This is a genomic window from Croceivirga thetidis (assembly GCF_012272815.1).
GTDB classification, from domain to species: Bacteria; Bacteroidota; Bacteroidia; order Flavobacteriales; family Flavobacteriaceae; genus Croceivirga; species Croceivirga thetidis.
In genome coordinates this window covers 424,258-437,745 of the sequence record NZ_JAAWWL010000001.1, presented here as the reverse complement: position 1 = coordinate 437,745, position 13,488 = coordinate 424,258, and the positions used below count along the sequence as shown (strand labels likewise).

Annotated in this window: 15 protein-coding genes and 1 tRNA gene; 10 read left to right on the top strand and 6 right to left on the bottom strand. The window is 37.3% G+C overall.

Annotated features, from left to right (window positions below):
• Positions 1–53: 53 nt before the first annotated feature.
• A complete protein-coding gene (locus HCU67_RS01950) occupies positions 54–497 on the bottom strand; it encodes a retropepsin-like aspartic protease family protein (protein ID WP_168550928.1) in 444 nt (147 codons plus the stop codon).
• Between the two features lie 37 nt (positions 498–534).
• On the opposite strand from HCU67_RS01950, the gene HCU67_RS01945 reads away from it, so the two are divergent.
• From HCU67_RS01945 to HCU67_RS01900, 10 genes are all read left to right on the top strand, one after another.
• The gene (locus tag HCU67_RS01945; RefSeq protein WP_168550927.1) at positions 535–1,302 is read left to right on the top strand and encodes a TatD family hydrolase; all 768 of its coding nucleotides are present in this window, start codon (positions 535–537) and stop codon (positions 1,300–1,302) included.
• Between the two features lie 2 nt (positions 1,303–1,304).
• Positions 1,305–2,336 carry an asparaginase gene (locus HCU67_RS01940; RefSeq protein ID WP_168550926.1) on the top strand — a complete coding sequence of 344 codons (1,032 nt, stop codon included), beginning with the start codon at positions 1,305–1,307 and terminating at the stop codon, positions 2,334–2,336.
• A 70-nt stretch (positions 2,337–2,406) separates the two neighbouring features.
• Positions 2,407–2,494: transfer RNA gene (locus tag HCU67_RS01935), tRNA-Ser, on the top strand.
• Positions 2,495–2,563: 69 nt separating this feature from the next.
• Complete coding sequence (locus HCU67_RS01930; RefSeq protein WP_168550925.1) at positions 2,564–3,289, top strand: MotA/TolQ/ExbB proton channel family protein; 726 nt, start codon at positions 2,564–2,566, stop codon at positions 3,287–3,289.
• Positions 3,290–3,319: 30 nt separating this feature from the next.
• Positions 3,320–3,766 (top strand): hypothetical protein, encoded by a 447-nt coding sequence (locus tag HCU67_RS01925; protein WP_168550924.1) that lies wholly within the window; start codon positions 3,320–3,322, stop codon positions 3,764–3,766.
• Positions 3,767–3,777: 11 nt separating this feature from the next.
• Positions 3,778–4,398, top strand: coding sequence for an ExbD/TolR family protein (locus HCU67_RS01920; RefSeq protein ID WP_168550923.1), 621 nt, complete (start codon positions 3,778–3,780; stop codon positions 4,396–4,398).
• Between the two features lie 12 nt (positions 4,399–4,410).
• A complete protein-coding gene (locus HCU67_RS01915) occupies positions 4,411–4,893 on the top strand; it encodes an ExbD/TolR family protein (protein ID WP_168550922.1) in 483 nt (160 codons plus the stop codon).
• A 177-nt stretch (positions 4,894–5,070) separates the two neighbouring features.
• Entirely contained in the window at positions 5,071–5,694 is a 624-nt protein-coding gene (locus HCU67_RS01910; RefSeq protein WP_168550921.1) for an ExbD/TolR family protein, read from the top strand.
• A gap of 2 nt (positions 5,695–5,696) precedes the next feature.
• Positions 5,697–6,152 carry an ExbD/TolR family protein gene (locus tag HCU67_RS01905; protein ID WP_168550920.1) on the top strand — a complete coding sequence of 152 codons (456 nt, stop codon included), beginning with the start codon at positions 5,697–5,699 and terminating at the stop codon, positions 6,150–6,152.
• Between the two features lie 12 nt (positions 6,153–6,164).
• On the top strand, positions 6,165–6,848 hold the full coding sequence (locus HCU67_RS01900; RefSeq protein WP_168550919.1) for a porin family protein: 684 nt from the start codon (positions 6,165–6,167) through the stop codon (positions 6,846–6,848).
• On the opposite strand, the gene HCU67_RS01895 is transcribed toward HCU67_RS01900, so the two are convergent.
• The 5 genes from HCU67_RS01895 to frr form a co-directional block, all read right to left on the bottom strand.
• Positions 6,843–7,448, bottom strand: a complete 606-nt coding sequence (locus HCU67_RS01895) for a hypothetical protein (protein ID WP_168550918.1) — start codon at positions 7,446–7,448, stop codon at positions 6,843–6,845. The two genes, HCU67_RS01900 and HCU67_RS01895, sit on opposite strands and share 6 nt — an antisense overlap.
• On the bottom strand, positions 7,448–8,908 hold the full coding sequence (gene rpoN, locus HCU67_RS01890) for an RNA polymerase factor sigma-54 (protein ID WP_168550917.1): 1,461 nt from the start codon (positions 8,906–8,908) through the stop codon (positions 7,448–7,450). The genes HCU67_RS01895 and rpoN overlap by 1 nt, the downstream gene beginning before the upstream one ends.
• A 25-nt stretch (positions 8,909–8,933) precedes the next feature.
• Positions 8,934–10,367, bottom strand: a complete 1,434-nt coding sequence (asnS, locus tag HCU67_RS01885; protein WP_168550916.1) for an asparagine--tRNA ligase — start codon at positions 10,365–10,367, stop codon at positions 8,934–8,936.
• A gap of 73 nt (positions 10,368–10,440) precedes the next feature.
• Complete coding sequence (locus HCU67_RS01880; protein WP_168550915.1) at positions 10,441–12,837, bottom strand: efflux RND transporter permease subunit; 2,397 nt, start codon at positions 12,835–12,837, stop codon at positions 10,441–10,443.
• 66 nt (positions 12,838–12,903) lie between these two features.
• The gene (gene frr, locus HCU67_RS01875) at positions 12,904–13,458 is read right to left on the bottom strand and encodes a ribosome recycling factor (protein ID WP_168550914.1); all 555 of its coding nucleotides are present in this window, start codon (positions 13,456–13,458) and stop codon (positions 12,904–12,906) included.
• Positions 13,459–13,488 lie beyond the last annotated feature (30 nt).

The following is a 13,488-nucleotide window of genomic DNA, read 5'->3' as shown; positions in this document are numbered from 1 at the left end:
AGAGATTATTTTTGGGGCGAACCTTGCGCCTAGGAACTAATATTTTCGATGAATTACCTCTTTTTTAAAAAAACACGCTTCTTTTTGTAATCAATAATTGCCTTACCTTTTTTTAATATATCAGCACCGACAATACCATCAACAGGATTGGATTGGTGACTTATCAATGCTTGATTCACATGAACCAAATCAAATAGAACCAATTTCCGCTTTTTACTTTTCCACCCACCAATATTGATTGAGTTATTTTTTGCAATTTTTGTTTCCATTTCCGTCGCTCCCGCACCAGCAGCCTTAATTTCTGTATGTTCAGAGGTAAGTTTAAAGTATTCATGTTTGTCAATTCCAACGCAAGTGTTCGAAGCTCCAGTATCTAAAATGAAGGTGCCTTTTATGCCGTTAATTTTGGCATCAATTTCAAAGTGATTGGTTTTTGTGAGTGTTAGTGGAATTGAAATATAGTCTTTGGATAAAAGGAATTTCTTTAGGGAAGACATGAAGAAAATTTTTTAAAGATAAACCTATTTTTGCAGCATGGTTTTAACTGACACCCATACTCATTTGTACAGTGAATCCTTTGATGATGATCAGGATTCCATGATGCAACGGGCCCTTGAAATTGGGGTTGAGCGATTCTTTGTTCCAGCAATAGATTCCACCTACGCCAAACGCATGTATGATTTGGAAAAAAAATATCCAAAAAACGTTTTTCTCATGATGGGGCTTCATCCGACACATGTAAATGAAACCTATTTGGAAGAATTGGCTTTTGTAGAGGAACAATTCAGTAAGCGCAGTTTTTACGCGGTTGGTGAAATTGGTATTGATTTGTATTGGGATAAGTCCTTCTTGAAACAACAACAAGAAGCTTTTATCAGGCAGATAAGGCTAGCCAAGAAAAAGAAATTGCCAATTGTAATTCATTGTCGAGAAGCCTTTGATGAAATTTTTGAGATTTTAGAACAAGAAAAAGATGATAATCTTTTTGGAATCTTCCACTGCTTTACGGGAAATTTAACCCAGGCCAATCGTGCAATCGACTTAAATATGAGGCTGGGGATAGGTGGTGTTGTAACATTTAAGAATGGCAAAATCGATAAATTTTTAAATCAAGTGCCTATTAGTCACGTTGTATTGGAAACGGATTCACCATATTTAGCCCCAACACCATTTAGGGGTAAGCGGAATGAAAGTTTTTATTTAAAGACAATTTTGGAAAAAGTCAGTAGTCTCTACGGGCTCAATGAAAATGAAGTCGCAAGAATAACAACGGAAAATTCAATTGAGGTATTTGGTATTTGAATATGGAACGATCAACCAAGATTTTATTGATTTATACCGGGGGTACCATAGGTATGGTAAAAGATTATGAAACGGGAGCATTAACGGCTTTTAATTTTGATACCCTACTTAGTAATATTCCAGAACTGGTCCAGCTAGATTGCGAAATTGAAAGTGTTTCTTTCAATGTACCTATTGACTCTTCAAATATGAACCCGGGCTATTGGGTGAAAATTGCGGACTTTATTGGAGATAATTATGAGACACATGATGGTTTCGTTGTGTTGCATGGTAGTGATACCATGAGTTATTCTGCTTCTGCCCTTAGTTTTATGCTGGAGGGCCTTAGGAAACCTGTAATTTTCACAGGTTCGCAATTACCTATTGGAGATTTGAGAACTGATGCGAAGGAAAACTTAATTACTGCAATTCAATTGGCTGCATTAAGAGAAATGGAGGAACCAGCTATTCAAGAAGTGGGCTTGTATTTTGAATACAAATTATATCGGGGTAATAGAACCACAAAAGTAAATGCAGAACATTTTGAAGCATTCAATTCGCCCAATTATCCTGAGCTGGTAAATTCTGGTGTACACCTGAATATCAATCTTCCGTATTTGCGAAAGGTGAAAAACACAAAAAGAACCTTAAAAATCCACAAAAATTTAGATAGGAATGTTGGGATTTTGAAGATATTCCCGGGGATTGATAAGACTTTTGTAGAATCTATCTTGAAAATAGATGGATTAAAAGCCTTGGTTTTAGAAACTTTTGGGGCTGGTAATGCCACTACTGAAAATTGGTTTGTAGAGGCGCTGTCGAATGCAATTAACAAAGGGTTGCATGTTATCAATGTAACACAGTGTATCGGCGGAGGTGTAGTTATGGGTCATTATGAGACCAGTAAGGAGTTACAACGTATCGGAGTGATTAATGGAAAGGAGATTACCACTGAGGCGGCAATTACGAAAGCGATGTACTTATTGGGTCAACAAGTAGGCCATATGGCCTTTAAGACCATCTTTGAAACTTCATTGAGGGGTGAAATGTCTTAAAATTAACGCCCATTGTTTTAACAAATCCCTTTTTTTTTGTTTATTGGCAAGCCTAACTATTTTAAGTAATAGAGAGGTGGCCGAGTGGTCGAAGGCGCACGCCTGGAAAGTGTGTATACACCAAAAGTGTATCGAGGGTTCGAATCCCTTCCTCTCTGCAACTTGTAGAATTTTTAAATATTTATATCTTTAGCATTATTAACTAACTAATTTTAAGTTTGAACACAATGAGAAAAGTATCCTTAACTCTGGCCACTGCCGGAATGTTTATTTTAGGTACAGCCAACGCCGCTGCAATGTTTCAAGAAGAAGCGGAAGCCAGCAAAGGTTTCACCCAAATATTGAAAGAACAGTTCATACAAGGTGGGCCGGTTTTCATGGGTATCGTATTGTTATGTTTGATTTTGGGCTTGGCAGTTGCCATCGAAAGAATCATTTATCTGAACATGTCAACTACTAACACAGCAAAACTTAAGCAGCAAGTAGAAGACGCCTTGGCCTCTGGCGGTGTTGAAGCTGCGAAAGAGGTTTGCAGAAACACCAAAGGGCCTGTTGCTTCTATTTTCTACCAAGGTTTAGATCGTGCAGGAGAAGGTTTGGAATCTGCAGAAAAAGCTGTTGTATCTTATGGTGGCGTACAAATGGGACAGTTAGAGAAAAACGTTTCTTGGTTGTCGCTGTTTATCGCTATTGCACCGATGCTTGGTTTCATGGGTACGGTAATTGGTATGATTGCTGCATTCCAGAAAATTGCTGCGGTAGGTAACTTAAGTGCCTCGTTAATTGCAGGTGATATTCAGGTAGCACTTTTGACTACGGTATTCGGTCTTATTACAGCGATTATTCTTCAAATTTTCTATAACTACATCATTGCTAAAATCGATAGTATTGTGAACGACATGGAAGACTCTTCAATCTCTTTGATTGATATGTTGGCCGCTCACAAAAAGTAATTCTAAACGTAATCTTTAAACTATCGTATTATGCAAAAAATATTAAAAATAGTACTTGTCGTAATTGGCGTGATTGCTGCGATTATGTGCTTCTTTATGATGCCTAGTCCGGATGATCCAAACGCGGCCAACAGCACAGGAATAAACGTTATGTTTTTATTAATGTGGATTCTACTCATTTTTGCTGCTGTTACTGCATTGTTCTTTGGGCTTAAGAAAATGTTGACCACTCCAGGTGGTCTAAAGAAAGCGCTCTTTGCACTTGGAGGTTTGGTAGTTATGTTCATTATTGGATATGCCCTTTCAAGTGGTGAGGAAGCGGATGCCGTTGTAAACACTTTTGCAGGCAAAGACATTCAGCCAGAAGCTTCAACTGTAAAAACCATTGGAATGCTATTGAATGTATTCTTTATAATGGTGGTCCTTGCAGTAGTACTAATGGTATTACCTGGTGTGAAGAAAATTTTTGGACGTTAAAAACTCATAATATGCCTAGAAGAAAAGGAGCACCAGAAGTAAATGCGGGATCCATGGCAGACATTGCCTTTCTTCTCCTCATCTTCTTTTTGGTAACCACTACCATTGAGACTGATGCCGGACTGGATAGAATGTTGCCTCCAATGGAGCCGCCAGAAGAGGATGTAGTTATTAAGCAGAAAAACATCTTCACAGTTAACATTAACCGTAGTGGGCAATTGTTAGTAGAGGAGGAGTTGATGGATATCAAAAACCTGCGTGAAGCTGCTATGGGATTTTTAGACAACGGCGGAGCCGCTTCAGGAAGTCCGGACTATTGTAGTTATTGCCAAGGAAAGAGAGATGCCAATTCTTCTGACAATCCTGGCAAGGCAATTATTTCGCTAAAGAACGATCGTGAAACTAAGTACAGTACTTACATTACAGTTCAAAATGAATTGGTGGGTGCCTACAATGATCTACGAAATAGGGAAGCGCAACGTCTATACGGAAGGGATTTCACAGAAATGGAGGGATTATATTTAAATCCTGAAACGCCTTCTTCTGTCCGTGACGATTTGAAGGACAAGGTGAAGAGGATACAGGATTTATTTCCACAAAAACTATCAGAGGCTGAAACCTCAAGAAACTAAATATTAAAAAGAATGGCAAAGTTTGCAAAAAAGAAAGACGGAGATTTACCTGCTGTTTCCACCGCATCACTTCCGGATATTGTGTTCATGCTTCTGTTCTTTTTTATGACAGTTACCACAATGAAGGATAGTTCGCTATTGGTGCAGAATACATTGCCTAATGCGAGTGAAATCAAGAAGTTGGAGAAGAAGGATAGGGTTATTTACATTTATGTAGGTAAACCAACCCAAGAATATCAAAGTGTTTATGGTTCTGAGCCAAAGATTCAGTTAAACGATAAGTTTGCTGATGTTGGTGAAGTTGGATCTTATATCTTGGCTGAAAGAGCTAAAAAGCCACAAGAACTTCAGAACGTTTTGACAACTTCTCTTAAAGTTGATAAGGAGGCCAATATGGGTCTAATATCAGACATTAAGCAAGAACTTCGTAAAGTGAATGCCCTGAAGGTGAATTATACCACCTATGATGGTGATGCATTCAATAATTTGAATTAGGATACTTTTCGATATATTCGATAAAACCCTGAACATCTTGTTCAGGGTTTCTTTTTTTGGGAACATTGGTTTCCAACTATTCTTGGGTAGGTTTACTCATTGAAACCACCTGTTAACTCTTTCCTAGTTTATTCTCTCTTATTATTTAGTGTACTTGTTTCTTGTAAATCAAAGTTTATGAGAAGCAGAAGAGACTCACAAGAAGTAAATGCCGGCTCAATGGCAGACATTGCATTTTTACTTTTAATTTTCTTTTTGGTCACGGCATCTATTGAAACCGAAAAGGGTTTGAATAGACTGTTGCCAAATAAAAATCCTGTTCCACTAATTGAAATCCATCAACGAAATCTCTTTGAGATAAGTTTAAACCTAGAAGATGAACTTTTGGTTGAAGGAGAGTTGGTCTCCTTAAATGACCTTAGAAATTCAGTAAAGGATTTTATTGATAATGGAGGTATTCAACTAGGTAATATTGCGGCATGTTCTTATTGTTTGGGTGCACGTAGCACAGAATCTTCTGATAATCCAGATAAAGCTATAATTGCGATCAATACCAATAGAAAAACAAGCTACGCTGCTTATGTAGCTGTACAAAACGAAGTGGTTGGCGCCTATAATGAATTAAGGGATAGAGAGGCTTTAAAAAAGTTTGGTATACGTTACACCACAATGTTGGAATCTTATGATTCTGATAAGATGAAAGTTCAGGAAAGAAATCAATTAAAGGAGAAAATAGAACTGCTAAGGAATATGTACCCACAAAAAATAGTTGAAACTCAAATAACCAATCAAAATAAATAAGTATGGGAAATTTTAGAAATCGGAATAGGAACAATCCTGCTATTTCAACTGCTTCTCTGCCCGATATTGTCTTTATGCTATTGTTCTTTTTCATGACCGTCACAACAATAAAGAATGAAGAGTTATTGGTGGAGAATTCTTTGCCAATGGCAAATGAAACCGAAAAACTGAGCAAAAAAGATAGGGTTATTGAGATTTTTGTTGGCAAAGTAAAGAATAGTAAAGTTGATTATTTTCAGATTCAAATGGGAACGCAGATAGTTAATATTGATGAATTGAATCATGCAGCATTAATCGCTCTATCTGAAATTCCAGAAGAATTACATAAAGTGGCAATTGTATCATTGAAGGCAGATAAAAAAGTGAATATGGGCTTAATCAACGACATTAAGGAACAACTTCGCGAAATAAACCTCTTGAAAATAAATTATACCGTAGTTGATGGGAATGTTTTTTAGTATTTTGGATTGATGAAAAAGTCCGTCCTAGCTTTTTTTTGTTTTGTTTCTTTTTTCTCGTTTGCCCAGGATTTTGATGAAGACGAAACGTATATTGATACCAATTACTTAGAAGACCAGTTCTATGCTGGTTTGGCTTATAACGGCATTTTGAATAGGCCAGACGGAGTGATTCAGCGTAATCTTTCGTATAACCTGCAACTTGGCTTTATTAAGGATATTCCCGTTAATGAAAAAAGAAATTTTGGTTTTGCCCTTGGTGTAGGTTACGCTACAAATTCATATTATACCAACATTCAAGCGACCTCAAACGAAAACGGAATAACCTATGATATACCCACCGTTTCATTTGACAGAAGTAAACTGGGAACCCATGCCATTGAATTCCCAATTGAGATTCGCTGGCGAACTTCCAACGCCATTGATTATAAGTTCTGGCGAATCTACGCGGGTGGTAAAATCAATTATAATTTTGCAAGAACCTCAAAGTTTGTAAATGAAAATGGTTCCGATTCATTTACAAATGATGACATAAGGCAATGGAATTATGGTCTAATGCTAAATTTTGGATACAATACATTTAATATTCACCTATACTATGAGTTAAACCCAATTCTCAAAGATGGGGTATCTTTTAATTCACAAGAAAATAATATGAATGTATTTCGAGTTGGATTGATTTTCTACATTCTATAGCCAGAACTGTACCAATAAAAGTTGCGAAAACAAACCAATCAAAAAGCCTACAAGAAGTTCTCCTTTAGTGTGCGCCTTCATGAATAGGCGGGAAGAGGTTACCAATCCAGTGGCAAGTGTAAATAAGCTTAAAGCTATCGTTATATTGATTTCGAAATTGATACTAAGTGCAATTAAGAAGAAAAGAAGGCTACCCATACCTAAAAGATGAATACTTGCTTTCACCTTAAAATAAATTAATAACAGTGTTGCTAAGGAAGCTAGGATAAGCCCTAAAAAATAAAAATATAGCTCAGGAGCCTGATATTGTGGAATAATTTTAAAAAGCACTGTAAAGTATAAAATCAAACTTAGTAGTAATGGAAATTTTCTTTCTTGAAGCGTTGGGGCAAAAATGGTACTTATTAGTTTGAGATTTCTTAGAATAAAGTAAAAAAGAATTGGAACGATAACCGTCAATATAAAAATTGGAAGTAGATAACTGAGTTCACTCTCTTCCTGAAAATCCCTTGGAGCAGTCAGAAAATAGGCTAGGGTTCCACCAAAAGGAATAAACAATGGGTGGAAAATATAGGAGAATAGTCTGATTAAATGTTGCATCAGATTTCCTTTCTGAGCCTTGCAACAGGTATACCCAATTGTTCCCTATATTTCGCAACTGTCCTCCTTGCAATCGGATACCCTTTTTCCTTTAGCATTTTAGCCAATTTGTCGTCTGTAAGTGGCTTTTTCTTTAGCTCGTCACGAATCAGGGTCTCCAGTATTTTCTTGATCTCGCGAGTTGAAACATCTTCACCCTGTTCATTCTTCATTGACTCAGAAAAGAACTCTTTTATCAGTTTAGTCCCGTAAGGAGTGTCAACATATTTACTATTTGCAACTCTCGAAACTGTTGAAACGTCCATTTCGATTTTGTCAGCAATATCTTTAAGTATCATTGGTTTAAGCTTGCGCTCATCACCGGTTAAAAAATATTCCTGTTGATGGTTCATGATGGTACTCATTGTAACAAATAGCGTTTGTTGACGCTGTTTAATTGCATCAATGAACCATTTTGCAGCATCTAGTTTCTGCTTAATGAAGAGTACAGTATCTTTTTGTTGTTTTGACTTTTCTTTGGCCTCTTTGTATCCCTTAAGCATGTTGCTGTAGTCTTTGGATACATGTAATTCTGGGGCGTTACGTCCGTTCAGGGTCAAATCCAATTCACCATCAACGATTTTTATTGAAAAATCAGGCACAACATGTTCCACAATTCTGTTATTCCCTGAATAGGAACCTCCTGGTTTTGGATTCAATTTTTCAATTTCAGAAATGGCCTCTTTAAGCTCTTCCTCCGAAACATCGAACTTTTGAATGAGCTTTTTGTAATGCTTCTTGCTGAATTGTTCGAATGACTTTTCGAGAATTTCAATGGCCAATTCTACTTCGGGTGAAGAATTTTTACGTCTTAATTGTAGTACCAAACATTCTTCCAAAGAGCGTGCTGCAACACCCGGTGGGTCCAATTCTTGGACCGTCTTCAAGACCTTTTCTACAACACTTTCTTCGGTATAAATATTTTGAGTAAAGGCCAAGTCATCGGTAATATCACTTAATGGCCTTCTGATATAACCACTTTCGTCAACACTGCCCACCAAAAATTCGGCTATACCCCATTCTTCATCATCCAAATAAACGGTGGTTAATTGATTCAATAGGTATTGATTGAACGAAATACCCGCGGCGTAAGGAACACTCTTTTCTTCATCATCGGAAGAATAATTATTTGCATGGGTACGATAATCAGGAATCTCATCATCACTCAAATAATCATCAATATTGATATCTTCTGTACTTATCGACTCATTATCAACACTATCATCAAATGCATCGTCCCCATATTCATCGTTGAATTCATCGGATTTATCCTTTCCGCTTTCCAAGGCAGGGTTTTCTTCGAGCTCTTGTTTCAATCGCTGTTCAAATGCCTGAGTTGGCAATTGAATTAACTTCATCAACTGTATTTGCTGAGGAGATAGCTTTTGTGAAAGTTTAAACTGAAGGTGTTGCTTTAACATGGCAACTTAAAGTTAAGTAATTCGACTAAAAGGAAGCATTTTGTGGTGTTCTTGGAAATGGAATTACATCTCTAATATTTCCCATACCCGTAACAAATAAGACCAAACGTTCGAAACCAAGACCAAATCCGCTATGAACGGCAGTACCAAATTTTCGTAATTCTAGATACCACCAAAGCTCCTCTTCCTCAATACCCAGATCAGCCATTTTTTGTTGTAGTACCTCAAGTCTTTCTTCTCTTTGGGAACCACCTACAATTTCGCCAATACCAGGAAAAAGGACATCCATGGCCCTTACGGTCTTTCCATCCTCATTTAATCGCATATAAAATGCCTTTATTTTTGCTGGATAATCAAAAAGAATAACTGGGCATTTAAAGTGTTTTTCAACTAAAAACCGTTCATGTTCGCTTTGTAGATCGGCCCCCCATTCATCAATAGGATATTCAAACTTTTTCTTTTTATTGGGTTTACTGTTTCTAAGAATGTCAATGGCTTCCGTATAGGTTACCCTTTTGAAGTTATTATCCACAACAAATCTCAGTTTTTCAATAAGTGCCATTTCACTACGCTCGGCTTGGGGCTTTGTTTTCTCTTCGTCTAACAGACGTTTTTCTAAGAACTTTAAATCATCCTTACAATGCTCTAATACATAGCGTAAGACGGATTTAATGAAATCTTCGGCCAAATCCATATTCATGCTCAAATCATAGAAAGCCATCTCTGGCTCTATCATCCAAAATTCAGCTAAGTGCCTTGAGGTATTTGAATTTTCAGCCCTAAAGGTTGGTCCAAAAGTGTAAACTTTTCCCAATCCCATGGCATAGGCCTCAGCTTCTAACTGACCCGAAACGGTTAAGTTGGTTTCTTTTCCGAAGAAATCTTCTTTATAGTTTACACGACCCTCTTCTGTCAGCGGTGGATTTTTTTCATCCAAAGTGGTTACCCTGAACATTTCTCCAGCACCTTCGGCATCAGACCCAGTAATTATAGGGGCATGAAAGTAATAAAAGCCGTTTCTCTGAAAATAATCATGAACTGCAAAAGCTAGTGCGGAACGTAAGCGCATTATCGCAGAGAAGGTATTGGTGCGAACACGAAGATGTGCCTTCTCACGCAAAAATTCAAGGGAATGCTTTTTAGGCTGAATCGGATAACTTTCAGGGTCAGCTGCTCCGTGAACATAAATCTCCTCAACCACAATTTCAACGTCTTGACCCTTACCTTGACTTTCAATCAACTTGCCTTTGATATTAAGGGCAGCACCTGTGTTAATGGCCTTGATGGTTTTTTCATCAAAATTCTCAAAATCAACTACACATTGAATGTTATTGATGGTAGAACCATCATTCAAAGCAATAAATCTGTTGCTTCGAAATGTTTTAACCCATCCGTTTACTTCAACATCCTGTGATTTTGGTTCAGTAACCAAAAGCTGTTGTATTGAAATTTGCGCCATTTTTGCCGATTAATTTTTAAAGATTCAAAGATAGTTTTTTGATGTGGTAGGAAAAGCTAAAATCAACTAAAAACTAATTGTTTTCAACGGTTTCGTCCTGTACCGGAAGTACATCAATTTGTGGTTTTTTAAGTGTCTTTTTGTTGGCGATATTTCTTTCCAATGATAATAGCAACGAAGGAAGTAGGATTAAGTTGGAAAGCATTGCAAATAAAAGTGTTGCTGAAACCAATCCTCCTAAAGCTTGGGTGCCACCAAAACTTGAAATGATAAATACCGAAAATCCAAAAAATAGCACTATGGAAGTGTAGAACATACTCACACCGGTCTCACGCAAAGCATTGTAAACTGACTTTTTAATTTGCCATCGATTTGCAACAAGCTCCTGTCTATATTTCGCTAAAAAATGAATGGTATCATCTACCGATATACCAAAAGCTATACTGAAAACCAATATTGTAGATGGTTTTATTGGAACACCAAGATAACCCATTAAACCTGCGGTTATAACCAAGGGTAATAAGTTTGGTACAAGGGATATGGCAATCATTTTAAATGACCTGAAAAGGTAAGCCATGAACAATGAAATCAACCCAATTGCCAAAGCCAATGAAAGTAAAAGATTATTGACCAAATATTTAGTCCCTTTAAGAAATAGCAGAGCTTTTCCGGTCATGTAGACATTATACCTTTCGCTCGGAAAAATTTTATTTATGGATTTTAACAAATCCCTTTCCAACTCTTCCATACGAGTGGTTTTAACATCTCGCATGAAGGTACTTATCCGGGCAATTTGACCAGTTGTATCAACAAAACTCTCCAATAGATTACCATTGCCAGCAGAATTTTTAGCTACATCCATAATGAATGTATTTTCCTGTGAAGTGGGCAATTGATAGTACTTTGGAATTCCGTTGTAAAAAGCTTGCTTTGAGTATTTAACCAAATTAACTACGGAAACAGGCTTCGATAATTCTGGTGTTTCTTCAATTTCCTGCCCAAGCTGGTCCATTCGCCTTAGAGTGGCAGGTTTTAAGATTCCATTTTTGCGTTTGGTATCAACAACGATTTCAACTGGCATAATACCACCAAACTCCTTTTCGAAGAAACGGATATCTTCAAAAAACTTCGCGTTTTTCGGTAGGTCTTCAATTCGGCTGCCTGTAATTTCAATTTGATATATTCCAATAATACTTAAGACAAGAGTTGCAATTGAAACAATGTAAACCGCGATTCGATGATCTCGTACCATACGCTCCATCCAATTCACAAAAAAATCAATCCATTTTTTGTTCAAGTGTTTTAGATGCTTGTCTTTTGGCAGCGGCATAAAGCTATAGATAATAGGAATAATCATCAGAGACAGGACGAAAATACAGAGGATGTTAATGGAGGCTACTACACCAAATTCCCTTAACAAATCACTATCAAGAATCATAAACGTGGCAAAACCAGACGCAGTGGTTACGTTGGTCATCAAGGTAGCGTTTCCAATTTTTGAAATAACCCGCTGGAGGGAAAGCGCTTGATTCCCATGTTTTTTCACTTCTTGCTGGTATTTATTGATAAGGAAAATACAGTTTGGAATACCGATAACAATTATCAACGGGGGGATAAGTGCTGTTAGAATGGTAATCTCAAATTGAAATAGGCCAAGAAAACCAAAGGCCCACATGACTCCAATTATTACAACACACATTGAAATAAATGTGGCCCTAAAGCTTCTAAAAAAGAAGAAAAATATAATTGAAGTAACCAGTAAGGCAGCTAGAATGAAGTTACCAATCTCATCAATGATAATTTTTGAATTCCACGTGCGTATGTAAGGCATTCCGGAAACACGAACATCAAGATTTGTTTCTTCCTCAAAGTTTTTGACCAGACTTTCAAGGTCATTTAAGATGAACTCATTACGAACCGGTAGATTCAATAAATCACGGTCCATGTACATTACTGTGCGTAGTGCACCTGTTTTTGTATTGAAGAGCAAATTCTCATAGAAAGGCAATTCTTTGAACAAATGCCCCTTGAGTGAGTCTAATTGGGCTTGATTTTCCAATTGTTCAGGAAATAGGTCTTCAAGTACGAATTCTTGCTGTTCTTGATCCTTTACTAACTCTTGCAAGTTATCGGCAGAGACTACGAAATCAACTTCAGGAATTGCTTCCAGCTGTTTACTTAGTTTATTCCAACGGTTGAAATTTTCTGTTGAAAAAAGGGAGGAGTCTTGCACGGCCAGAACAATGGCATTGTCTTCTTGGCCAAACAATTCCACAAAGGAATCATAGTCGACTATTGAGGGATGGTCATCGGGCAATACACTCATTTCGGTATTGGAAAACCTCATGTATTTCCATTGTGTACCCATAAAAACCGTAATCCCTGCAATAAGAAGCAATATTAGGATACGATTTCTAAGTATCACTCTGGCGGTAAAAGTCCAAAATCCCTGAAGAAACTCTTTGAGCATGCCCTTTTAAATTGGCTGCAAAGGTAGAAAACGAAAATAGGTTTAACTAGTGGTTGAGGAATAGATCTATACCTTCATTATTTCTGCTTCTTTCAGCTCAAGAATAGCATCCACTTTTTTACTGTATGCGTCTGTTAGCTCTTGAACATCAACCTCAGCATTAGAGAGAAGGTCTTCAGAAATTTCAAGCTTTTTAAGTTCTTTATTAGCTTCCTGTCTTGCATTTCTGACACTTACTTTGGCATCTTCAGCCTCAGCTTTTGCTTGTTTTACCAAATCACGTCTTCGCTCTTCAGTAAGTGGCGGCACATTGATAATGACACTTTCTCCATTGTTCATGGGGTTAAACCCGAGATTGGCATTCATTATAGCTTTCTCAATTTCAGGTATCATGGTCTTTTCCCAGGGCTGAACAGAAATTGTTCTTGCATCTGGGGTATTTATATTCGCCACTTGCGAAAGTGGTGTTTGTGAGCCATAGTACTCGACCATAACCGAGGCCAACATAGCAGGACTTGCCTTACCGGCCCTAATTTTCACCAATGCCTTTTCTAAGTGCCCCATAGCACTATCCATACCTTCTTTGGTGGTATCAAGTATAAATGTAATCTCTTCGTTCATCGTTTAAACTTTTAAATAACCTAGCAAAGA